At 51.1% G+C, this 22,375-nt stretch carries 21 protein-coding genes and 1 tRNA gene; 13 read left to right on the plus strand and 9 right to left on the minus strand.

All coding sequences use genetic code 11. The features are described from left to right. Window positions 1–4: 4 nt before the first annotated feature. Both IPH59_05420 and IPH59_05425 read right to left on the minus strand, forming a co-directional pair. Window positions 5–1,342 (minus strand): sigma-54-dependent Fis family transcriptional regulator, encoded by a 1,338-nt coding sequence (locus tag IPH59_05420; GenBank protein MBK7091146.1) that lies wholly within the window; start codon window positions 1,340–1,342, stop codon window positions 5–7. Continuing rightward, on the minus strand, window positions 1,320–2,657 hold the full coding sequence (locus tag IPH59_05425; GenBank protein ID MBK7091147.1) for a hypothetical protein: 1,338 nt from the start codon (window positions 2,655–2,657) through the stop codon (window positions 1,320–1,322). Before IPH59_05425 ends, IPH59_05420 begins: the two co-directional genes overlap by 23 nt. A gap of 270 nt (window positions 2,658–2,927) precedes the next feature. On the opposite strand from IPH59_05425, the gene IPH59_05430 reads away from it, so the two are divergent. The 8 genes from IPH59_05430 (at window position 2,928) to IPH59_05465 (ending at window position 12,483) form a co-directional block, all read left to right on the plus strand. Continuing rightward, entirely contained in the window at window positions 2,928–3,992 is a 1,065-nt protein-coding gene (locus IPH59_05430) for a hypothetical protein (protein ID MBK7091148.1), read from the plus strand. 458 nt (window positions 3,993–4,450) lie between these two features. After that, a complete protein-coding gene (locus IPH59_05435; GenBank protein ID MBK7091149.1) occupies window positions 4,451–5,683 on the plus strand; it encodes a hypothetical protein in 1,233 nt (410 codons plus the stop codon). Window positions 5,684–5,706: 23 nt separating this feature from the next. Continuing rightward, complete coding sequence (locus IPH59_05440) at window positions 5,707–6,126, plus strand: dockerin type I repeat-containing protein (protein MBK7091150.1); 420 nt, start codon at window positions 5,707–5,709, stop codon at window positions 6,124–6,126. Window positions 6,127–6,280: 154 nt separating this feature from the next. Further along, on the plus strand, window positions 6,281–8,878 hold the full coding sequence (locus IPH59_05445; protein MBK7091151.1) for a protein kinase: 2,598 nt from the start codon (window positions 6,281–6,283) through the stop codon (window positions 8,876–8,878). A 102-nt stretch (window positions 8,879–8,980) separates the two neighbouring features. Next, a complete protein-coding gene (locus tag IPH59_05450; GenBank protein ID MBK7091152.1) occupies window positions 8,981–9,835 on the plus strand; it encodes a DMT family transporter in 855 nt (284 codons plus the stop codon). A gap of 141 nt (window positions 9,836–9,976) precedes the next feature. Further along, a complete protein-coding gene (locus tag IPH59_05455; GenBank protein MBK7091153.1) occupies window positions 9,977–10,411 on the plus strand; it encodes a hypothetical protein in 435 nt (144 codons plus the stop codon). 19 nt (window positions 10,412–10,430) lie between these two features. Further along, complete coding sequence (locus tag IPH59_05460) at window positions 10,431–11,381, plus strand: aldo/keto reductase (protein MBK7091154.1); 951 nt, start codon at window positions 10,431–10,433, stop codon at window positions 11,379–11,381. 55 nt (window positions 11,382–11,436) lie between these two features. Further along, complete coding sequence (locus tag IPH59_05465) at window positions 11,437–12,483, plus strand: hypothetical protein (protein ID MBK7091155.1); 1,047 nt, start codon at window positions 11,437–11,439, stop codon at window positions 12,481–12,483. Between the two features lie 114 nt (window positions 12,484–12,597). On the opposite strand, the gene IPH59_05470 is transcribed toward IPH59_05465, so the two are convergent. The 5 genes from IPH59_05470 to IPH59_05490 form a co-directional block, all read right to left on the minus strand. Beyond that, window positions 12,598–13,158, minus strand: coding sequence for a hypothetical protein (locus tag IPH59_05470; GenBank protein MBK7091156.1), 561 nt, complete (start codon window positions 13,156–13,158; stop codon window positions 12,598–12,600). 69 nt (window positions 13,159–13,227) lie between these two features. Then, window positions 13,228–13,314, minus strand: a tRNA-Ser gene (locus IPH59_05475). A 61-nt stretch (window positions 13,315–13,375) separates the two neighbouring features. Then, window positions 13,376–13,861: a hypothetical protein gene (locus IPH59_05480; GenBank protein MBK7091157.1), complete on the minus strand. Its 486-nt coding sequence runs from the start codon at window positions 13,859–13,861 to the stop codon at window positions 13,376–13,378. Between the two features lie 3 nt (window positions 13,862–13,864). Then, window positions 13,865–14,353, minus strand: a complete 489-nt coding sequence (locus tag IPH59_05485; protein MBK7091158.1) for a hypothetical protein — start codon at window positions 14,351–14,353, stop codon at window positions 13,865–13,867. Further along, on the minus strand, window positions 14,340–14,852 hold the full coding sequence (locus tag IPH59_05490; protein MBK7091159.1) for a nucleoside deaminase: 513 nt from the start codon (window positions 14,850–14,852) through the stop codon (window positions 14,340–14,342). The genes IPH59_05485 and IPH59_05490 overlap by 14 nt, the downstream gene beginning before the upstream one ends. Before the next feature lie 154 nt (window positions 14,853–15,006). On the opposite strand from IPH59_05490, the gene IPH59_05495 reads away from it, so the two are divergent. Beyond that, window positions 15,007–15,825, plus strand: a complete 819-nt coding sequence (locus IPH59_05495) for a hypothetical protein (protein ID MBK7091160.1) — start codon at window positions 15,007–15,009, stop codon at window positions 15,823–15,825. Window positions 15,826–15,861: 36 nt separating this feature from the next. Here IPH59_05495 and IPH59_05500 read toward each other — a convergent pair whose 3' ends face one another. Then, on the minus strand, window positions 15,862–16,287 hold the full coding sequence (locus IPH59_05500) for a hypothetical protein (GenBank protein MBK7091161.1): 426 nt from the start codon (window positions 16,285–16,287) through the stop codon (window positions 15,862–15,864). Window positions 16,288–16,441: 154 nt separating this feature from the next. Between IPH59_05500 and lipA the strand changes: the two genes are divergently transcribed. The 4 genes from lipA (at window position 16,442) to IPH59_05520 (ending at window position 19,846) form a co-directional block, all read left to right on the plus strand. Further along, window positions 16,442–17,314 carry a lipoyl synthase gene (gene lipA, locus IPH59_05505; protein MBK7091162.1) on the plus strand — a complete coding sequence of 291 codons (873 nt, stop codon included), beginning with the start codon at window positions 16,442–16,444 and terminating at the stop codon, window positions 17,312–17,314. Between the two features lie 55 nt (window positions 17,315–17,369). Then, window positions 17,370–18,299 carry a 4-hydroxy-3-methylbut-2-enyl diphosphate reductase gene (ispH, locus tag IPH59_05510; protein MBK7091163.1) on the plus strand — a complete coding sequence of 310 codons (930 nt, stop codon included), beginning with the start codon at window positions 17,370–17,372 and terminating at the stop codon, window positions 18,297–18,299. Continuing rightward, window positions 18,280–19,392 carry a flavodoxin-dependent (E)-4-hydroxy-3-methylbut-2-enyl-diphosphate synthase gene (gene ispG, locus IPH59_05515; protein ID MBK7091164.1) on the plus strand — a complete coding sequence of 371 codons (1,113 nt, stop codon included), beginning with the start codon at window positions 18,280–18,282 and terminating at the stop codon, window positions 19,390–19,392. The genes ispH and ispG overlap by 20 nt, the downstream gene beginning before the upstream one ends. Window positions 19,393–19,498: 106 nt before the next feature. Further along, on the plus strand, window positions 19,499–19,846 hold the full coding sequence (locus tag IPH59_05520; protein ID MBK7091165.1) for a hypothetical protein: 348 nt from the start codon (window positions 19,499–19,501) through the stop codon (window positions 19,844–19,846). 32 nt (window positions 19,847–19,878) lie between these two features. Here IPH59_05520 and IPH59_05525 read toward each other — a convergent pair whose 3' ends face one another. Beyond that, window positions 19,879–22,371 carry an NTP transferase domain-containing protein gene (locus IPH59_05525; protein MBK7091166.1) on the minus strand — a complete coding sequence of 831 codons (2,493 nt, stop codon included), beginning with the start codon at window positions 22,369–22,371 and terminating at the stop codon, window positions 19,879–19,881. Between the last annotated feature and the right edge of the window lie 4 nt (window positions 22,372–22,375).

The raw sequence follows: 22,375 nt of genomic DNA on the forward strand, positions 1-22,375 counted from the left end.
AGGTTCATTTATATGTACCATCCGGTCCAGAATTGATGCCGTAGATCTTCATTCGCGAGTACAGACGCCTGCGTGTAATCTTGAGCTTCTCCGCCGCGACTGTCTTCCTGCCGCCGCTTTGATTAAGCGCATCCACAATCATCCTGCGTTCAGTGTCATTTATCCCGCCCGGCTCGTGTTCCAACACTTGTTCGTCAGCCTGAATTCCAAGCAGATCCGGACTCAAAGGTTCACCATCGGCGAGTATCACGGCACGCTCGATGATGTTTTTCAATTCCCGAACATTGCCGGGGTATGCATAGCGCTTGAGTGTTTCCACGCAGTCGTTAGACAATCCGCCATGAGTATAGCTATGACGCTTAAGAAAGTACTCTGCCAACGGCACAATGTCATCCTGCCTCTCGCGTAACGGCGGAATTGCCATAGGAAAGACACTCAACCTGAAGAACAAATCTTCGCGAAACGACCCGTTCTCCATCAGCGCCTTAAGGTCTCGATTCGTTGCAGCAATTATGCGAGCATCGGAACGTAAGGTCTCTGTCCCGCCGACACGCACGAATTGCCCCAGTTCCAGCACACGCAGCAGTTTGGCCTGCATCGATTGTGAGATTTCGCCGATTTCATCGAGGAACAGAGTCCCTCCCTGTGCCAGCTCGAATCGCCCAGGCTTGCGTTTCACCGCGCCGGTGAATGCGCCTTTTTCATGGCCAAACAGTTCTGACTCCAACAATGTCTCGCTCAGTGCGGCGCAGTTAAGTGCAATAAACGGTCCCGATTGGCGCGGCGACCGCTTATGAATCATATTGGCGACCAGTTCCTTGCCGGTACCTGATTCACCAAGCAGAAGCACCGTGGATTCCCGCTTGGCGACCTTGTCTATCATCTCAAAAAGTTGTTTGACGCCTGCCGACTTGCCGACAAACTCTCCAACTGCAAACTGCTCATAGTCGGCGACAAACTGCTCATTGAGTACCTTGATTCGCCGATTGTCCAGAAAGCGGTCAACCAATATTGTCAGTTCGTCCAATGAGAACGGTTTGATCAAGTAATCATACGCTCCATTCTTCATCGCCATAACTGCTGACTCTGCTGTTGCGTAAGCCGTCATCAAGATGACACCGGTATCCGGCGCGATTTGACTCGCCTGCTTGAGAATCTCCAACCCATCCGGCGGGGACATTCGGAGATCGGAAATCACGAGATCGTACGATCCGCCGTTAAGCGCCTTAATCGCAAGGTCGCCTGAATTGTGTACTGTGACTGTGTGACCGGCATCCTCCAGTGTGGAAGCAACCAGCATCGCCATTTTGGCTTCATCATCAACTACGAGAATCTTCGCCATCAATCCGTTCCGGGAAAGTTACTGTTACTGATGTCCCAACTCCCACTTGAGAGTTGATACGAATTTCGCCTTTCATATTATCGACCAAACGCTTCACAACAAAGAGCCCGAGCCCCGTTCCCTGCGATTTGGTTGTGAAGAATGGATCAAAAATGTGCTTCATCACTTTCTTCTCGATGCCAGCGCCTGTATCGCTGATTGTGATCGACAGTATTCCCGAACGTGCCGTGCCCGCCGTCACATTGACAGTTGCACCTTCAGGCGAAACATCGAGTGCGTTCTTCATCAAGTTCACAAGTATCTGGCGAACCTTCTGTGAGTCGACCTTGCAACTTGTTATTGATGACTCGCAATCCGCGTGCAGCTTTACGCCCTTCTGCTCAAACTCTTTGCTCATTCCTTGGACAACTGATTCCACTACCTCACTGAGGTTCTGTACCTTACCTGGGGCATCAATCGGCGATGCAAATTGAAGATAGTGCGTTGTAATCGTGTTGAGCCGGTCTACCTCTTCGGGAATGAAATCAAATAGCTGCGCATCGCTCGATTCACCAGAAGCGTACTTCTTTTTCAATCGTTCAGCGGTCGCCTTGATAATCGCCAGCGGATTGCGCACCTCATGCGCGATTACCGCCGCCATTTGACCCATTTGCGAAAGAGCCGCTTGCGACACCAACATCTTCTCCGCTTGTATGAGTCTGCGATTTAGTATGACGACTACTATAGAAACAAATAACAGAAACCCAATCGCCGCCGCGTTGACAACAATCATATACTGCTTGAAGTCTTCGAACTCCGTGAAGAATTCAAAATTGCTTTCGATCAATAGTACGCCATAGACCGGATCCTCGCCGACCGGCTGATACGCCGACTTGAAGTAGCGGTTGCCGGCACGATTCAACTCGGAGACTCCGGCATTGCCCAAAGCGGCGCGGCTCAACCCCTCGATGTGCAACGGCAAGAACAACTGCACATTTGAGATTGAATCATCCAGTGAGAGCATATCACGATGCTCTGCATCGAGAAGATATATGGCAGACAACGCATCCGAATCCCGAATTCGAACAAGATAATCCTGGAGCCTGACCACTGTCGCCAAAGACAAAGGATCTTCCGGCGTTTCGTATTGCAGTACGCCTTCGATTTCCGGCGCGATTGCGCGTCCGACCGACAGAAGACGGTCGCCGAGCGAACGATCAAGTGTATCCAGCGAGCGCGTGTACAATAAGTATAGCGCAATGTTGAATCCCGCCACCAGCAACAGAAGGAGAGCAATAATAAGTATGGAAACGAGTTTGCGATTGTCACCGATCATTGCTTATAACTGCCGCCTGATTGTTACACATTTGTGCCCTCGGATTTCGTACCTCGTGGTTCGAGATCGTACTTCGATGTACCATGTGGTACGCATCGACAAATAGTCGTCATCAATGTCGATTGCTTGAGACATTTACACAAGGGGTCTAAGCCGCGTTACGGCAAATGGTTGTCTCTTGTCTCGACCTCCCTGCGAAAGTTGGCACGACATTTGACTATACCCTCAGTAAGAGATCATTGCAGATCAGACCTAAATGAAGGAGAAATTATGAAGTCCAAAATCAGAATCCTGCTATTCGGAGTACTCGCGTTGTTGGTAGTTGGCCTAATCGGCTGCAGCGACAATAACGTCACTCCCGAACAAGGCGACGATGAGTCAATCAATCTGACCGATAACTTCGGCGGTTACAAAGCAACTGACGAGCAACCTGCATTCGGCGATCCCGATATTGCCAGCCTCGAAGGCAGCGCTGAGGCAAACGATCCGATCATGTTGAATCCCGATGTCGATTCAATCACCAAGCTTCTTGACATCGGCGTCTATTCGGTCGAATTCCTTTGGGGACACCTTGAACTCGATTCCACTGAAGTTGCCGTCACCGATTGGTCCGGCTCACTGACTCTAGAACGCGGCGCAATTGTTGCCGTCCGCCTGATCCGCTTTGAAGCCGGCGACTTTATCGTTCGTCCGCGTCTATCGCGTACTGTTCTCGAGTTCGAAAGCAAGACCCGTCCGAGTTTTGATGGAATGCTCGTTTACATCTATGATCCAACCCCTTCCGTTTTTGATACCGAGAACACTCTGACCTTCACGTCCGGACCTATCACCCAGACTTTCACTATGTCCGAACTGGCGTCAATTAGCACCGTAACTGACGTCGGCAGTAACCAGTTCTCAGTTAATGGATTTAAGATCGAGCGCCTTGCTTGCGGCGAGGGCTATCTCGAAGGAAGATGGATTCGTCCGGCATCAGTACGCGGACAGGGCACTTTCGTCGGCCGGTGGATCTCCGAAGATGGCCTGATGTTGGGTCATGTGCGCGGGCACTTCGGTAACCGTGAAGATGACGTTCAGGTGCTCTTCGGCAAGTGGATCTCAGTAGCTGGCCTCTTCCGTGGCTTCCTCAAGGGAGAATGGGGATACGGTACTGATGATGATCCGAGCGCGACTGACAAAGGCTGGTTGTCGGGAGACATCTTCAATCGCGAAGCTGTCGCTGTTGGTGAATTTGATGCCAACTGGGTCGCGAGAGAACGTCCCGGAAATGGCAATAATGACCGCGCCGCAAAACACGGTTACTTCCGCGGTCAATGGTCGCAGAACTGTGAATAACACCCATCCGTAAAGGCGTTTGCAATCGCCTTCCTGAAGATCAGGCGCTCGACAATTGTCGGGCGCCTGATTTGTTAAGAGCTTGATACAAAATAGGATACTCGAAAACCCGTAGTTGCCGATCCTCGACGGCAAAACCCCGACAGACACCAACTTTGTGATCGAATGTTCTGATGATCAAATCCAGTTTCAGTACCGATGATTGTGGCGCACAAATTCTAACATCGTCGTGGTTTGTCCTAACAAAAAATTAACAATCACGATAGTGGTGTTTGTCTGTCCACAAACTTCATTTTTACTTGCTTTTAAGCGCCTTTTCGTTTCATTGCCTGTAACAACCCCAAAACCCGAGCCGCTTGATTAGCCGATGTGAAACTTGCCAAACGCTGATATGGGCAAGCCGATCACTGCACCATTGCACGGCTGACACGAGCAGCAGTTTTAATTAAGGAGAGCGTATGACCAGTCGATTCGGTTTGTTGATGATGCTTGCCGCATTCATCTTGTGTCTTGGTGCTACTGCGTACAGCGGCGTTACGCCATCACGTCTCAACTATCAAGGGTTGTTGACGGATGCAAATGGCCAGCCAATGAACGCCACCGGCGTGCAGATGACATTTCGCATTTGGAACCATCCTATTCAAAGCGACATCGCTAATCTGAAATGGGAAGAGACACTCCTGGTCGATGTCACCAACGGACTCTTCAACGTCATTCTTGGCGACAATATCCAAATTGAACCCGAAGTATTCGATTCATCTGCCAGCTATCTTGGCATCCAAATCGGAACTGACCCGGAAGGCGAACCGCGCACCAGATTGGTGTCGGTCGGTTACTCAACCAGAGTTGAAACCCTCGATGGTGCCCGCGGCGGCGTGATCTCCGGAACGATCGGATTGCAGCCATCAACCGGCACAAAAGATGGCGACATCGAACAGCTCCGCTACGAGATCTTCGACGAACAAGACAGCATCAAGTTCTGGGCGAGCGAGACCGAGGTCTTCGCTCCCTGTGTACAATTCTCCGGCGACGACAGCCGTCAATGCACTGCGGCAATGAGCTCCGGCGCAGCGCAAGTTGAAGATAGCGATGTAACAACCACTATTGGTAACACACCGGTGGTGCTTGCTCAACAGACTATCGATTGCCCGAGCGATGGCTATGTCCTCGTATTGGGCTCCTGTGAAGCTTCATTCGATCTGACCGGATCAGATATCACGGCAGTGGCGCCCGGTACTATTCCGACTTATGCAGCGGAATTTGGCGTCGTTGCCAATGAGACCGAACAACCCGACGATCAGCGCAAGAGCTGGCTGATTCGTGGTATTGAACCATTCTTGCAGGCGAAAAATGTAATAAGTCTCCAAAAAGTCTTCGCGGTCGAAGCCGGTGCTTCGACATTTTTCCTCGTAGCCGAACGTACTGCCGGTGATGCTGAATTCACAGCTTCCGATAAAACACTGACCCTGGTCTTCATACCGACGGCATATGGCGACGTTAGCTCCACATCTACGACCGCGGCGCCCACGACTGCTGTCACGAGCACAGTCGGAGTTAGCAAGGCAGCATCAAGAACAGTGCTGTCAACAACTGAAAACGGCTCGAATAGTGAGATTGCGAGACTCAAGACCGAGATCAACGAACTGAGATCACTTCTGCAGCAAGTCGTTGCCGAAAAGAACAAACAATAACGGACCGAAATCGGAGGTAACTTATGACAAAGGTCCGAGTGATTGTTAGAGTGGCACTGTTGATAGTCGTGATGCTCTCTTCCACTTTGTTGGGGGACGACTACACGATCAAGTGGCATGTGGTATCGACCGGCGGTACCCAAAGCACATACTCTGACGGGAAGACGCTTCATGGTACGGTGGTACAGACCGCCATTGGCACCGTTTCGTCATCCAACTACCGCGTCTACCAGGGGTTCTGGCAAGAGTTTACTTCGTGCCGTGCCGGCGATGCCGACGGCAGCGGCAATGCCAATATTTCTGACGCCGTTTATATCATCAGCTTCATCTTCCTTGGTGGCCCCGAACCGGTCACCGCTTGCGGCGGAGATGCTGATGGCAACGGCTTCGTTAATGTCTCGGATGCGATCTGGTTGATTCGATACATCTTCCAGTCGCCATGATTTGAACACAGTCGATTCAACGCTGGAGAGCCGATCGCATTGTTGCGACCGGCTCTTCTGCATTTTGATTGTCAGATTTCACAGTATTTGCTATCCTCAGACCGTTAGCAGTGCGAATTGAACCCGTAGAAATGAATGGCCCCGACAAATTGCCATGAGCGATTCTGAAGAACAAGATAACCTCGAAAAAACCAAAGTAAGCCGAAACGACGGCAAGATCGCAACCGTCGGCAGATATCGCGTTATTGAAAAAATCGGCGCTGGTGGTATGGGAGAGGTTTATCTTGCATTCGACCCGAAACTACAGCGCAATGTCGCAATCAAACTACTACCGCCCACACTGGCCGAAGATCCGGAGACCAAAGCGCGCTTCATTCGCGAGGCTCAAACCGCTGCCGCGCTAAACCACAACAACATTGTCACCATCTACGAAGTTGACGAAAGCGAGGGAAGACAATTCATCGCTATGGAGCTTGTTGAAGGTGTGCCGCTCAAAGACCTAATCAAAGCTCAGCGACTACCACTGGAAAATTGCATCGACTTGATCTTGCAAGTCTGCGACGGCCTTGTCGCCGCTCACGAACGCAGTATCGTTCACCGCGATATCAAACCGGCAAATATACTTGTCAGTGGCAAAGGCAAAGTCAAAATCCTCGACTTCGGTCTCGCCAAGCTTCAAAGCGTTTCCGGTTTGACCAGCACTGGCGTTCGACTTGGTACAATTGCCTACATGTCGCCAGAGCAGGCCCAAGGCGTTGAAGTCGACCAACGTTCCGACATCTTCTCGCTCGGAGTTGTCATCTATGAGATGCTTTCAGGGCAGACTCCATTTAAGAAGGATTCCGAAATCGCCACGTTACTGGCAATCCTTCAGCAGATTCACGTTCCGCTTCTGCAACTCACCCCTGAGGTTGGAGAGAAGATTAGCGCAATTGTTGATCGCGCACTTCAAAAAGATCCCGCTTTGCGCTACCAGAATGTGGAAGACCTCGCCCGGGAACTTCGGCTTGTCATGAAACGTGCCGAGCCGCAGCCATCGCAATTTCCAAACGTTGCATCGGCGCCTCTACCGATGCCGTCAGCAGGCTTGGAATCCAGTACTGTAACTCGCACTTCCGTTGGACTCAAGAAAGCCATCGCAATTCTTCCCTTCGAGAATCTTGGTCCGACCGAGCACGATTACTTTGCTGATGGTATCACGGATGAAATCACCACCAGCCTCGCCAAAATCAAGCTGCTCAAGGTCATCTCCAACAACAGCGCGCGCCAGTTTCGCGACAAGAATAAGAGTCTTGTCGAAATTGCGGGCGAGCTGGGAGTAGAGTTCTTGCTGACCGCAACGATCCGCTGGGACAACAGCCAGACACCTTCTCGGTTTCGACTAAGCTGCAAGCTTGTCGACACTAAAGATGAATCATATCTCTGGGCGGAATCATACGATCGTGTTCTCGACCAGATTTTTGTGCTCCAATCGGAGTTGGCATCGGAGATCACCAAGGCGCTCGGTGTTGCATTGGCAACTCCTGAATTGGATAGTCTCTCGCGCATTCCTACAACGAATCTCGAAGCCTACGACTTCTATCTCCGCGGAAATGAATTCTATCCTCGCAGCACTCAGCCAGCCGACATCAGCAAGGCCATCGAGATGTACGAAAAGGCTGTCGAGCTCGATCCTGATTTCGCATTAGCTCACGTGAAATTGAGCCAGGCAAACCTCAGTATGTATTGGTTCTTCCATGACCGGACACAGGCACGTATTGCCCGCGCCAAATTGTCGGTAGATGCTGCAGTTCGCGTGGCGCCGCAGTTAGCTGAGACCAATCTGGCAATGGGGTACTACTATTACTATGGCTGCAAAGAATACATGTTGGCGCTTGAGCAATTTGTTGTCGCCGGTAAGAGCCGTCCTAATGACAGCAGTCTATTGGCCGCAACTGGATTTATCCAGCGGCGGCTCGGGTTCTGGAACGAAGCCCTTCGCAATATACGCAAAGCAGCCGAACTCGACCCCAAATCGTCGTTGCTTGCTTCAGAACTCGGCAATACGCTAATGCTTTTGCGGCAGTATGACGCGGCGTTGATACAATTTGACCGCGCCATTTGGCTCGTGCCTGATTGGATAGATATTTACGCTCGAAAAGCCCAAACGATTCTTTTGCGCGACGGCAACGTCGCCGCAGCAGCACAGATATTCCGTGAGGCCGAATCACGTGTGCCGCCCGGCGAGATGGTCATGGAATTTATGCTGCTCGATGTCTTTGTCGAATACTGCGATCGCGATGTCCAGAAGGCGATGGATAGACTCGCCATCGACGAAGTTGAAATGGAGCTGTACTTCATAAACAAAGGCCGGTTGGCGCAGCGCCTCGGACGTGAATCAGAGGCAAGATCATATTTCGAATCCGCACGCGTAATGCTCGAATCCAAACTCAAAACCAGCCCCGATGACGCCCGCTATCTCGCTAATTTGGGCATAGCCTACGCCGGACTTGGTCAGGCAGACAAGTCGATTAGTCACTGTGAAAAAGCGCTGGAGTTGTTTCCACATGACCGCGACCACGTCTTCAGTATTGTTTACATGGAAACCTTCGCAATCGCTTTGACGATGCTTGGCCGCACCGACCAGGCAATCGAACAACTGAAGTTCCTCCTCGGCGTGCCGTCCTACATTTCGCGACCGCTCCTAATGGTGGCCGAACATTTCGCGCCGTTGCGGGGCCTCCCCGGATTCCAGAAGCTATTGATCGGTTAACCCACGCCGTCTGTATCTCAGAATTCCTTTCTCGAAAATCGGTAGAGAATCCTCACGCTAAGGTTATCTTTCTGGCGCTGATTTCTAGAAGGGAATATCCTCATGCGACCTGCTGACATAACCCGCTTGATACTCCTTGCCGCAATCTGGGGAAGCTCTTTCATATTCATGCGTGTCCTCGCCCCTGTCCTCGGCGCTATCACGACGGCAGATTCACGTTTGCTGATCGCCGGTGTGGCAATGTTGGCTTATTTCGCCGTTATCCGCTTTGACCTTGCCTGGCGCGAGAACTGGAAACAATATGCCATCATCGGAGTCGTCAATTCCAGCATTCCATTTTCACTTTACGCCTTCGCAGCCCAACACATTCCAGCGTCATACTCAGTCATCTTCAATTCAACCTCGCCACTATTCGGCGCGGTCTTTTCGGCGATCTGGCTAAACGATAAACTCACTCTTCGTAAGATAGCCGGCCTGATTTCCGGAGCCGTTGGAGTTGCCTTGGTCAGCAAAGTCGGCGGTGCGCAGGTCGACGCCATGTTCGGCTGGTCATTAGCAGCCTGTCTCGCCGCGCCCATGTGTTATGGTCTGGCGGGAATTTATACCAAGAAGAAGGCATCCAAAATCAAGCCAATGGCGATTTCCGGCGGCAGTCAGATCATGGCCGGACTCGCACTCCTGCCTCTCGCATTGTTGTTCCCTCCGACCGGTGAGATCAATTCGAGAATAGTAATCTACACCATCATCCTTGCGGTTCTTTGCGGATCAATCGCCTATGTGCTCTACTACCGCCTTGTCAGTGATGTCGGCCCAACCAAAGCTCTCAGCGTCACATTCCTGATGCCCGCCTTCGGTATGCTCTGGGGAGTCATTTTCCTGCATGAATCGGTGACACTTCCAATGATTGCCGGCTGCCTCATGATCATTGCCGGTACAGTACTGATAGCTCGCAAATAGAATTCGCCTCACTCACTTTCTTTAGCTGGCGAGCTTTACCACTTCTTCAATTTGTCATGTGTCATTCTGAGTGCTTGCTTATTGCCTCGATTTGCGGCAAATTGGAGTTTAGTCACCGTTGTCTTCGGAAAGGAAGTTCAATTGTCGGAACAAAATTTCTCTAATCACGCCCGCTATGTCCCGGGTTTCCATATCGTCCTGTTTGGAATGCTATTTCTCTCGCTTATCGGCGCATCCGTCAACCTTTACCATTCACTTGACGACCACACAAGGCTCTACTCTGCTTCACTATTAGTCGTCGTGTTTGTCTCCTTGTTGATGCTGTTCTTCTATGCTCGTTCATTTGCTCTCAAGGCACAAGACCGCGCCATCCGGGCCGAAGAAAACCTTCGTCACTTCGTAATGACCGGAAGGATGCTTGACTCCCGACTCACCATGCGCCAGGTCATCGCATTGCGTTTTGCCTCCGATGGTGAATTTGTCAAGCTTGCCATGCGTGCCGCCAGCGAGGATATGTCGAGCGTCGACATCAAGAAAGCTATCACCAACTGGCGCGCCGACAATTACCGCGTCTGAGAAGAATCAGGGAGCATCAATGCAAAAACGAAAGATCGGGAAGTCCGAACTCGAAGTCGCACCTTTGGCACTTGGCGGCAATGTCTTCGGCTGGACAATCGACGAACCAACATCGTTTGAGATTCTCGATCGTTTCGTCGGGGCTGGATTCAATTTGATTGACACTGCCGATGTCTACTCCCGCTGGAAACCGGGACACGTCGGCGGCGAATCGGAGACGATTATCGGCAAATGGCAAAAAGCGCGCGGCAATCGCGACAAGATCATCATTGCTACAAAAGTCGGTATGGAAATGGAGTCGGATCGGAAAGGTCTTTCGAAGGTTCACATCTTGCGTTCCGTCGATGAATCCCTGAAGCGACTGCAAACCGACTACATCGATTTGTACCAATCACACACCGACGACAAAGATACACCCATTGATGAAACCCTCGAAGCATTCTCACAGCTTGTGGCACAAGGCAAGGTTCGCATCATTGGCGCGTCAAACTACACTGCCGAACGACTGAGCGAGTCATTGACTATCAGCGAGCAACATTCCTGGCCGCTCTACCAATGCCTCCAACCGTGTTACAATCTCTACGAGCGAGCAGACTTCGAAACCAATCTCGAACAGCTCTGTCTCAAGCGCGATCTGGGCGTCATACCATATTTTTCGCTCGCACGAGGTTTCCTAACCGGCAAGTACCGCTCCGAGGCTGACCTCTCCAAAAGCCCGCGCGGGAAGGGTGTTGCGAAATTTCTTGATGATCGTGGATTTCGTATTCTTGCGGCGCTCGACAACCTGGCCGAGAAGCTTGGCTCTACACCAGGCAGGCTCGCTATCGCCTGGCTGATTGCACGTCCAAGTATCACTGCGCCAATCGCCAGCGCCACAACTATCGAGCAACTCGATGACTTGATTGCTGCAACCCGACTCGTCTTGAGCGATGCCGATATTGCGTTGTTGAATCAAGCCAGCGCCTATTAGCCGCATTCCGTCCGCTTTAAGAACAGCGGCTTACCTGCCGATAAATTCAGAGACTATGAAATCGAACTCTCTAAAGGCTACTACTGGTTCAGCGCTGTTTTGTGCTTTGTTCGCCGTTTGCCTCACCATTGGCTCATGCGGCGAAGACAAATCGACCGAGCCAAAATCGCCATACGAAGAAAACACCGACCCGGCCATCTTCACCGTTTCGCCGGTCGCTATCGACAAGATCACCGACCTTGAGCCGCTCGGTGCAATGAATCCATCGGGTCATACGATTCCGACTGATCATGTGTATTTCTATACCAGTTGGACATATGGTCAACAGCCGATCTATCCAGCCGAGATTCTGCCTGTTTATGCACCGGGCTCAGGTGTCGTGACTTGGATATTACAAGGCGATGGCCGCGATGCCGATGCCAAGATCATGCTGAGGATGAACAAATGGGTGCTTTACTATCTTGACCACGTGGTCCTTGACTCTGCGATCAAAGTCGGCTCCATAGTTACTGCCGGACAAATCATTGGTGAGAGCCGTGGAATCGCTATCGACCTTGGCGTGGTCAATGAGCAGGCCGCGTTGACCGGATTTGTCAATCCCCTTCGCTATGGCTGGCAGACACTGTATACAGATTCGCCTTACAAGTACTTCTCTGAGCCGCTTCGTTCGCAACTCTATGCTATGGTACGCCGAAACGCAGTCGACAAAGACGGCAAGATCGATTATGACGTTCCCGGCACACTCATCGGTAACTGGTTCCACGAGAGCGTCGAGGTGGCCGAATCGATGATGCCGCCCGCCTGGCCCAAGCATCTTGCCTTCTGCCCCGACTCGAATGAACCGGAAGAAATGCGAATCTCAATCGGCGGCACTGTCTCCACACCGGGCAAGTTCAAACCTTCACCAACAGACCCCGCCTTTACCGATGTGACTCTGCAAAGCGGTCGCGTCGTCTACCACTTGAACTACACCGAATTTGGTTACTTCGGCATCATGCTGGTACAGCTACTCGACAGCCTCCATTTGAAAGTCGAAGTCTTCCCAAACAGCACCGACCTCAATCAACAGTTTACCGACAACGCCAAGGTCTATTCGCGATAAGTGCAGATTCAGAAAGGCCGGTACCCCACCCGAAGCGAAGCGCAGGGTGGGACTTTTGGCTCAACCAGTAGAGTCTATCGAATATCCAGAGAATCACTGCCGACCGAGGATACGTTAGATAGCAGATTGCAGCCTGCTCAGCCCTGCGGGTACACGTGCATCTTCTACTCGCTGCCAACGATCCGATGAAAATGGATACTTATAACTCTGCCCCTTTACCTGCGCAAAGACTACGTCAAAGTCTTTGTCGTCAGTCGGAACATAAAGCAGAATGCTCTCTCCAATAACGCTTTGATCGGACGGAAGAAAGTCGGAAGCCACTGTTGCCCTGCCCGCATTGAGGATTGTTCGCGACTTCAGATCAAACCCATTCGGATATGTTGTGTAATTTATGAGGTAACAGAACAAGCGTGGCTCAATACCAGCTGGAAATCTGACCCGCCGAACCCATCCCGAACTTGCGTGAATCTCGGTAGAGAAGTTCTTGGGCAGCTGGTAACTATACATCTGCTGAAAATCGCCGATGATCTGCCTTAGCTCTGAATCGTTCCAACCTTCCACGAGCAATTCCATTTCACTGATTTCGAAACTGACTTTGGGCTGCTTGCTGCAGCCGCCAAATAGAAGTGAAAAGATGCTCATGATCCACCAGATATGGCAATATGACTTTCTCATGGCGTTTTTGGTAGGTACCCCACCCAGAGCGAAGCAAAATGTGGAACTCTTAGTACCACCAATAAAAATCGGAGAGGCAGGGATTCGAACCCTGGATACCCTCGCGGGTATAACGGTTTTCGAGACCGCCGCTATCGACCACTCAGCCACCTCTCCAAAATCTTCAAAGAACGAACGCCCACAAGGGGCTAGACTACCGTGATGTTGCCAGGCTAAGCTATCTTGGTATCGCTAGTTTGGCTTCAGCATCACGAGCCAAATCGCGAACTGTGCTCTCGGTAGGTCGAAAGAACAGATACGCAATTGGCGAAATGCAAATCAAGACGCTCGCAAGAGTTGCGTTGTGCGTCACCAGAAATATCACCATCCCGAACACCGCGGGACAAATTGCGAAAGCATAACCTACCAGATGTCCGACAAAGATGCCCTGCGAGACATTGCCCTGTACGCTTCGGGCGGCTACTGCATCAGCATTGAGCTGACGCTTGCGCAGCACGTACCCGATCACCGGTTCGGCGATTGACATTGCCGAGAGTATCCAGATAAACATCTCGGTGTCATCACCAGCTGGCGGTTCTATATTTTCACCCGGAGCCAAGACGGTCCAGATGAGAACAAGAAACACGATTGGTGCTGCGAAACACATTAGATATCCCAGCAGTTTGAGTCTTGTCTCAAGGCTGGTAACATCGCTCTGATCCAAGTGCTAATCCTCGCTCCCCGGAAGTTCGCTCTCCAACTGCTCGATTTCCGATTCTCTCGGCTTAAGTATCATTAAGCCAGCCGGACAAAATACGGAAATGAGTACATACGTGTCAAGGTCGCCGCCGAGAAAATAGAAAATTAATCCGATTGCTGCGGGAATTGCGGCTATAAAGAACAACGGATAGAGCTGATTCGAGAGAATTTCGGCAATATTGGCAGGATGTGAGCGAATTTCGGCTATGAGCTTCTCGGATTTGAGAATGCTTCGTTTTCGCAAGAAGACGAAGGCAAGGACCGCGAGTGCTACAGTGATCAAAGCAAACCCGGCGATCTTGAGATTCTCTGCGCCCGTAACTGGAGTTTCAAGGAATTCAAGGTTCGCTCGAGCCAACAACGCGATTGCCAAAAGAGCTGCCGGTAACCCGATGCAGATATTGAAGCCTCTTTGGGCAATTGCGCCTTGAACGGCGCGCGCGTCAATTTTGCTCATTGCCGCTTTTCCTGCGCTTTTCGCGAATACTCTCGAAAAACTCGGTAATCAGGGTCGCACATTCGAAGTCTTTCACTCCGCCCACGACTTCTACTTGATGATTTAGTCTTGGATCCTGAACAAGATTGAAAACCGAGCCACAAGCGCCTGCTTTGGCATCGCGTGCCCCAAACACCAAACGCGGCAGACGCGCCAGGACAATCGCGCCGGCACACATCGAGCACGGTTCGATTGTGACGTACAGGGTCGCGGATTCGAGATATCGAAGCTGGATTTTGTTACACGCCGCCGTGATGGCAATCATCTCCGCGTGCGCGGTAGGGTCGATTAGTGTCTTGTTCTGATTATGCCCCCGCCCGATGACCTTGCCGTCCAAAACAACGACCGCGCCAATCGGGATTTCTTCCTTGGATTCGGCGATCATCGCCTCGCGAATGGCCATTGCCATGAAGGCTTGGTCAATTTCTTCCTGTGTCGCGTCGGGATTGAGGTTCAACATAACCGTCAGTATATACGAGAACACTCGATTTCAAAGAGGAAATCGCAGTCATAAATCAAGTAGTCCGGCATTCTGTCGGAAAATCTTCGTTGCGATCAGAAGGTTCTTCGTCGATGTCATTGTCGATTTACAGGTTGGGAATTATCATATTTGAATGAAGCTGCTTGATCTAACCGGATTCTACTGCCGAACCGTCGCCACTAACGGCGCTTGGCGCGATTATGAAGAACAATGTCCCGAGCTGTTTCGACATTATTTTCGATTTTGGGCAAAGCGCTCATATCCTGATGTCAAGATTCCCGTGAACATGCTGTTGTCGAGATCAGCCCGGATCACACGGCGCCTGCCGCAACTTCTGCGGAAGTTCAAAGAAAAGGGATTCGATACCAGCGACCTGTGCATCGTGCTATTCGTTGGCAAGAACTGCACCAACGGGCATGCATTTCGAGGTGAAAGTGGCTGGGTAGTTTGGATTCCGGTCGAGTCCTATGCAACCGATCTGCTAATAGATGTATTCGTTACACACGAAATCGCCCATGCACTGCATTATGAAAGTTCATCGAAATTCTATTTCACTTCAAAACCCGAGCATCGCGATTTCGCTCGATTGCTGTTAACGGAAGGCATTGCAACGTACCTGACGACAGTGATACTTGGCTGTACCGATGATGTGGCGCTGTGGGGTGACTTCTTGACCGCAAAACAGATTTCCAATTGGCGGGTCAACTGCGAACGAAGCTGGTCCTTGATAAATGACATTGCTGTGCGGAAGTTCCGCTCAAATGCACCGACCGAGCTGTTTCAGGCAAATGACTCCAATGATGTATTCAAGTTCCGAGCAGGATATCTACTTGGCTTGGAATTGGTCAAAGAAGTCTCCAGTGTTGAGAATATTGCGCCTAACGAGCTTGTTGCTCTTTCCCGAAAGCGTTTCGAGCGGCTTGCCCTCAGTTACTTGAAGACTCAGAGTTGATGGCTGCCGAAAATCTGAAGCAGCGAGAAAACTAGGCTAAACTGTTCCGATGCGCTCGGCTTCGTGCTCGATGAAGCTCTTCAGTCCGATCAGGTCGTCCTCGTAGACATCCACAAACTTCGCTGCAACCTCGTAACTTCCGGTCGCTACTTGCTTACTGCGGATGATCTGACAAATGGCCATGATCGTCGAGTTCACATCGTCTTCATCCACACGGAAGAATTGTGGGTGATGTTTCTTCCAAGTCGGCAAAGAGATCGTCATTTTCACCAGCTCATTGCGGTGGTAATCGCGGCCGGCACTGAAGAGCACACCGCCAGCGCCGATATTTTGCGCCTGGCCAGTTGACTCTGAGTCAGCTTTTGTGCTGAAGAGGATTTTCTGCGTGGTGAGTTTGCAGCTTGACGGAATTCGAATGAACTTCCGCCGATTCGTCGTCGTGGTCTGAGTTTCTGCTACCATGGTAGTCCCTTAGTCCTATTATCGTCCCAATCGAGACAAGATTGTTTAAACATCTAACATTTTGATTATCGGAAGCTTAGGGGAAATTTCGAGCATTTTAGCCCGAAAATGTTCTTGATCAACGATACAGCCTTTCGTATCGTATCAGACTTATATGAGTACTGAGCGGCTCGCCAAGCCAAAATGGCTTATGATGAACGCCAACTTCGGCTCCGGCTACCGCCGCGTCCGCAGTTTGCTCAAAGAACATGGTTTGCATTCCGTTTGCCAGGAAGCTTCCTGCCCGAACATGAGCGAATGCTTCGAGTCGGGAACGGCGACTTTCCTGATTTTAGGCCATGTTTGCACCCGTGGTTGCGGATTTTGCGACATCCTCAAGGGGAAGCCTAAAATCCACGATCTCGGTGAGCCACAGCGTCTTGCAAGCGCGGTTGCCAAACTTGGACTGAAGCATGTCGTGATAACTTCGGTGACTCGCGATGATCTCGACGACGGTGGTGCGGCGATCTTTGCTGCCACAGTCGTCAAACTCCGTGAATATGATCCGGGTATTCAGATTGAGCTGCTGGTCCCCGATTTCCAGGGAGCAAAGGCTTCTGTTGACCTCATTTTAGAGGCGGCTCCGGAGATATTTAATCACAACATCGAGACAGTTCCGCGTCTTTACAAGACAGTCCGGCCCAGAATGGGCTATAAACGCAGTTTGTCTATTCTCAAATACGCCAAGGGTTCCGGCAAAGTAAAGCTGGTCAAATCCGGCATATTTGTCGGAGTAGGCGAGCGCGAAGATGAAATCAAGCAGACGATGCAAGACATTTGCGATACGGGCGTCGATATCCTGACAATCGGTCAGTATTTGTCGCCGTCGGAACTGCATTTGCCGGTTCTAAAGTACTATCCGCCAGAGGATTTTGTGAAGTTCAAGCAGTGGGGCAATGAGATGGGCTTCAAGCATACTGAATCTGGTCCGCTGGTACGGAGTTCATACAAGGCGTCGCATCAAAGCGCAAATTTGATTGAAGTTTGATTTCAGTCGATTCTTTTTTTCGCACTATTCGTTGATTCAATTGTAAGAAAGACCAATGATTAAGATTTTCTTCGCCAAAGAGCTGGGATTTTGTTGGGGTGTTGAACGGGCAATCAATTTGGCCGCTCAAGCCAAGAATGAGTATTCCGGCGAAGTTACCATTCTCAAGGAAATCGTCCACAACCGTCAAGTTGTCGACTTCTTCAAGAAGAAGGGTGTTGGTCAGGAAGATACGCTGGACAAGATTGAAAGCGGAACTCTGGTCATATCCGCCCACGGATTGAGCCCAAAGTTGAAAGAGGAAGCCCAACAGAAGGGACTTCGCATCGTCGATACCACTTGTCCCTTGGTCGAGAACGTACACAGCTTCACGCGCGAACTGCTTCGCGACGGCTATCAGGTGATTCTCTATGGAGAGCCGGGTCACGATGAAGTACACGGCGTGATGGGGATTGACGAAGCCAACATTCACTTGCTTGCTGAGTATGAGGATATCGACCATTTACCGCGCTTTGAACATGGAAAGGTGGCTCTAATTACTCAGACCACTCGCGGCGTCAAAGCCTTCCAGCAAGTCTGCGACAAGATGAAAGAAATCTATCCCGAGATCAAAATCGTCAATACCATCTGCGACGCGACCGACACCCGGCAGGCAGCCATTCACGAATTGGCGCCGAATGTTGATCTGGTGTTGGTAATCGGTTCGCAAAGCTCCGGCAACTCGCAGCGACTTCGCGATATCGCCGAGTCGATCTGCGGCAAAGCCTATCTCGTCGACCATCCGACCCAGATCGATTGGGGTTGGTTTGAAGGTGTCGAGAAGGTTGGCATCACGGCGGGCGCATCAACACCAAGTTTCGCCATCGAGGGCATGCTCAAAGCGCTTCAGGCCGGCGTGGGAATCGATGTCGCCAATTCCGATGCAAAGTTATTCGAATACAAATCTTTTGCCCCATATAAGAAGAATGTTCAACAAACAGCGTAGAAAATCACATCAGGTCAAGGTCGGCAATGTGCTGGTCGGCGGCGATGCCCCGGTTTCAGTTCAGTCGATGACCACAACTCAGACTCGCGACATCGATGCTACGGTCGCACAGATTAAGCGCCTCGAGGATGTCGGCTGCGATATCATTCGCGTGGCCGTACTCAACAAGGAAGATGCTCAATCGCTCGGCGAGATCAAGAATCAGATCAAGATCCCGCTCGTCGCTGACATTCACTTCCATTACAGATTGGCTTTGATTGCCGCCGAACAAGGTGTAGACAAGATTCGCACCAACCCTGGTAACATCGGCGATGATGTCAAAATGGAAAGCGTCGTCGAGATCTGCAAGGAACGCAAGATTCCGATTCGCATCGGCGTCAACACCGGTTCGCTGGAATGGGATCTCGTCAAATCAATGGGGCGCTATAACCCTGACGCGTTGGTGGAATCAGCGATGCGCAAAGTACGCTTGCTTGAAGAGATGGACTTTCACGATATCTGCATTTCGATGAAGTCCTCCGAAGTCCCTGGCATGGTCGAGGGATATCGGAAGATTGCCCAGCTTGTAGACTACCCGCTTCATCTCGGCGTTACCGAAGCCGGTCCCCTTATGGGCGGCACGATCAAGTCATCGGTAGCATTTGGATTGCTTCTTCACGAAGGCATTGGCGACACGATTCGAGTCTCGCTTTCTACCGACCCGGTCGAAGAAGTGAAAGTCGGCAAGAAGATTCTCCAATCGCTCGGTCTCTTCAGCAATATGCCTGATCTTGTCAGTTGCCCAACTTGCGGCAGACTTCAGACCGATCTCTTCGGACTTATCAGCCGCGTCGAGAAGGTACTTGAAGGTATCAAGAAGCCGATCAAGGTTGCCGTGATGGGCTGCAATGTCAATGGTCCCGGTGAAGTTGGCGATGCCGATCTCGGCGTCGTCGGTTCGGCGGACTATCTCTCGCTTGTCCGCAAAGGCAAGGTCATCGGCAAGTTTCCGCCGGAACAGCTCGAGGTCGAGTTGCTCAAGGAATTGCAGGCTTTCCGCGATGACGAAATTGGCGCGAATGCCACGCAACCGATAATGGTGCCGACAGAGTAAAGACTTCCGCACAGGCAATTTCTGAACGGCTGAGAAGTTCCTCGGCCGTTTTTTTTCGTCCATTTCTCATTGACGAACGTGGCTGCAGTTTTTTTATTTATCAGCCATGTCGCAGAAGATCTGCATAGTCAACAAAGAGCACACGCCGCCTTCGTATGCTCCCGTCGTTTTCGCCAAAGGCGACCGCGTTATTATCGACAAGCGCGACACTGAATGGCCGGAATTTCTATGGTGTGTAAATGATGATGGCGAAGGGGCGTGGATACCGGAAAGCTATCTTGATCGCGACGATGACGTGGGAATACTAAATACTGTCTACTCTTCGATTGAGTTGAAGGCCGATAAGGACGAGCGCATGAGTATCATCAAGTCCGTCGCAGGCTGGCATTGGTGCCGCAACTCAAAAGGGAAACTCGGCTGGATTCCCGAAAAGAATGTGCAAGTAATTGAATAGAGCGAAAATCTGCTGTCTCCGCAGATACTACTTTACTCCTGCCACTTGACGACTTGCTCGCAATACTTCTTGGCCAGCACTTCGGCCTGCTTTTTGTCTTCCGATTCTGCGACCACTGTGAAATATGCCGCATTGCGATCCGGAGCAATCCAGACCCAGCTGTCGCCATCCTGGAAGCGTGCACCGTCCACGAGCTGTCGGTTCTTGCCTTCGGTGTTTTCCATCAAGAGGCGCATGACTTGGCCCTTCTTGGACCATGAGCAAGGGACCTGTTCTTCCACACTGTGAAAGCGTTCAAACTCCGAGCGCATTTCGGCAAGGTCGGCATTCTGTTTTGCGAGCATTTCCAACAACTTAATCGTGGCAAACATACCGTCGGCACCGAGTTGGAAACTCGACAACATGAATCCGCCGCGTGTTCCGCCAACAAAATCGATGTCCTCTGACTTGTAGGCTTGCATCATTGCCAAATGGTCGCTGCGTACGCGCGTAACTTGCACGCCGTATTGTTCTGCAATCTTCTCTACGCCCATGCTCGCCATTACCGGAACGGCGATTTTTCGCGTTTGGTAACTGCTTAGAAAAAGCGAGGTCACAATCAGCAGAAGCAACTGATCGGTTATCACGGCGCCGTTGCGATCAACAACAGTAATCTTCTCAGCACTGCGCGAAAGTTGAATACCGACATCGGCGCCAAGAGACTTTACGATTGAGGCCATTGTATTGAGTGAACGACGGCTGTCGGCTACCAACAGATTTGGATCAGGGTAGGCATTGAGAGAAATCAGTTCGGTGTTAAGTGAACTGAAAATCCCGCCGAAAATTTCCGATGCGCCGCCATGCGAGAAGTCGATTACTAATTTGAACTTCTTGGCGGCTATCGCCTCGGAATCGACGTGCTTCAAAAAATCAGTACGATAAGACTCAACGGTTCTTGTCGGATAGTCAAGATGCCCCACCTGCTCGACTGGTGCACGACGGAAATCTTCTCGGGCAAACAGTGTCTCGATGGAACGGGTCTTGCGCGTGGGCAAATCCATTCCATCGGGACCGAGGAAAATCATATCGGTAATGTGATACTGCGATGGATTCTGACGCACGTGCACGCCACCGCCATGCTTTCCCTGCTTCAGTTCGTAACGCATGATCGGAATCGGCAGCGTCCGCAAATCGACTACGTTGATGCCGCAAGACAACAGGCCGGAGATGAAACTCCGCGAGAATACTCGAGATGCCGAGGACACACCACGGCTGACGACGATCGACTCGCCTTTCAGAAGTGTGGCTCCAAATGCACATCCCAATTTTGCGGCGAATTCCGGTGTGACCTCAATATTTCCGAGGCCGGATACTTTGGAATCAGAGAACAACTCGCGATTCCATTTCTCGCCCCAGATAAGCGACGACGATACGGTAGCCCCAGCCTCAATCTCTTTGCCCGGCCAGATCTTGCAGTTCGCTTTGACGGTGGAACCTTGACGCAATTTGACATGGTCGCTGACCACAGCTTCTTCGTTGATGGAGACGTTCTTCTCGACAGTTACATCATTGCAGACAATCGCCTGTGTGATCTGCGCACCTTCACCAACAGTCGTGTCGTGCCAGATGACGCTGCTTTCGATGGTCGCATTGGCGGCAATTTTACAGCGATCGCCAATGACGGAATTGCTGATATGAGCTCCAGCCTCGATCTCGGCTCCGTCTCCAACGATGACCGCTCCCGAGAAATGAGCATTCTCATCGACGTGGAATTCGCGGTTAATCCAAATCGTTGCATTCTCGCGATGGAGCTGATTGTATGTTGTCTCGATCTTAACTTGTTCATTCAGAATGTCCAGATGTGCTTTCTGGTACTCGGAGAGATTGCCGATATCGCGCCAGTATCCGGGGGCAATGTAGCCATACAGGCGTTCATTGTCTTTGAGCATGCCGGGAAAAAGATTCTGCGAGAAGTCAAAGTTCTGCCCTTTGGGGATGCGCTCGAATACCTTCGGCTCCAGGATGTAGATGCCTGTGTTGATTGTATCTGAGAATACTTCACCCCAAGTGGGTTTTTCGAGGAATCGCGATATCTTTCCATCGGCGTCTGTAATGACCACGCCGTACGCGAGCGGGTTTTCCATTCGTGTCAGTATGATAGTAGCTGCCGCTTGCCGCTCTTCATGGAACTTGATTGCCGCCGTGAGATCGAAATCGGTAAGCACATCGCCACTGATAACCATTACCCGGTTGCCCTGATAGAAATCCTCGGCGGCTTTGACTGCACCGGCAGTGCCAAAATCATCCTCGGCGAGCAAGTACTTCATATTCACTCCGAATTCGGAGCCGTCTTTGAAGTAGCTCTTGATCTCCTCCGGCTGGAAATACAGAAGTGTGACGTAATCTTTGAGGTCGTGCTTCTTGAGGAGATTAACAATATGGTGGAGCATCGGGAGATTTGCTACCGGCACCATCGGCTTCGGCAGACTCTGAGTTAAAGGACGCAGCCTTGTTCCAAAACCTCCGGCCATAATAACTGTTTTCATATTC

The sequence above is a fragment of the bacterium genome (genome assembly GCA_016708315.1).
Taxonomy (GTDB): domain Bacteria; phylum Zixibacteria; class MSB-5A5; order CAIYYT01; family CAIYYT01; genus JADJGC01.

Excerpts from the sequence above, each read along its gene's own strand:
- IPH59_05420 (MBK7091146.1), bottom strand. The coding sequence starts at position 1,342 with ATGGCGAAGATTCTCGTAGTTGATGATGAAGCCAAAATGGCGATGCTG.
- IPH59_05425 (MBK7091147.1), bottom strand. The coding sequence starts at position 2,657 with ATGATCGGTGACAATCGCAAACTCGTTTCCATACTTATTATTGCTCTC.
- IPH59_05430 (MBK7091148.1), top strand. The coding sequence starts at position 2,928 with ATGAAGTCCAAAATCAGAATCCTGCTATTCGGAGTACTCGCGTTGTTG.
- IPH59_05435 (MBK7091149.1), top strand. The coding sequence starts at position 4,451 with ATGACCAGTCGATTCGGTTTGTTGATGATGCTTGCCGCATTCATCTTG.
- IPH59_05440 (MBK7091150.1), top strand. The coding sequence starts at position 5,707 with ATGACAAAGGTCCGAGTGATTGTTAGAGTGGCACTGTTGATAGTCGTG.
- IPH59_05445 (MBK7091151.1), top strand. The coding sequence starts at position 6,281 with ATGAGCGATTCTGAAGAACAAGATAACCTCGAAAAAACCAAAGTAAGC.
- IPH59_05450 (MBK7091152.1), top strand. The coding sequence starts at position 8,981 with ATGCGACCTGCTGACATAACCCGCTTGATACTCCTTGCCGCAATCTGG.
- IPH59_05460 (MBK7091154.1), top strand. The coding sequence starts at position 10,431 with ATGCAAAAACGAAAGATCGGGAAGTCCGAACTCGAAGTCGCACCTTTG.
- IPH59_05465 (MBK7091155.1), top strand. The coding sequence starts at position 11,437 with ATGAAATCGAACTCTCTAAAGGCTACTACTGGTTCAGCGCTGTTTTGT.
- IPH59_05470 (MBK7091156.1), bottom strand. The coding sequence starts at position 13,158 with ATGAGAAAGTCATATTGCCATATCTGGTGGATCATGAGCATCTTTTCA.
- IPH59_05485 (MBK7091158.1), bottom strand. The coding sequence starts at position 14,353 with ATGAGCAAAATTGACGCGCGCGCCGTTCAAGGCGCAATTGCCCAAAGA.
- IPH59_05490 (MBK7091159.1), bottom strand. The coding sequence starts at position 14,852 with ATGTTGAACCTCAATCCCGACGCGACACAGGAAGAAATTGACCAAGCC.
- IPH59_05495 (MBK7091160.1), top strand. The coding sequence starts at position 15,007 with ATGAAGCTGCTTGATCTAACCGGATTCTACTGCCGAACCGTCGCCACT.
- IPH59_05500 (MBK7091161.1), bottom strand. The coding sequence starts at position 16,287 with ATGGTAGCAGAAACTCAGACCACGACGACGAATCGGCGGAAGTTCATT.
- lipA (MBK7091162.1), top strand. The coding sequence starts at position 16,442 with ATGAGTACTGAGCGGCTCGCCAAGCCAAAATGGCTTATGATGAACGCC.
- ispH (MBK7091163.1), top strand. The coding sequence starts at position 17,370 with ATGATTAAGATTTTCTTCGCCAAAGAGCTGGGATTTTGTTGGGGTGTT.
- ispG (MBK7091164.1), top strand. The coding sequence starts at position 18,280 with ATGTTCAACAAACAGCGTAGAAAATCACATCAGGTCAAGGTCGGCAAT.
- IPH59_05520 (MBK7091165.1), top strand. The coding sequence starts at position 19,499 with ATGTCGCAGAAGATCTGCATAGTCAACAAAGAGCACACGCCGCCTTCG.
- IPH59_05525 (MBK7091166.1), bottom strand. The coding sequence starts at position 22,371 with ATGAAAACAGTTATTATGGCCGGAGGTTTTGGAACAAGGCTGCGTCCT.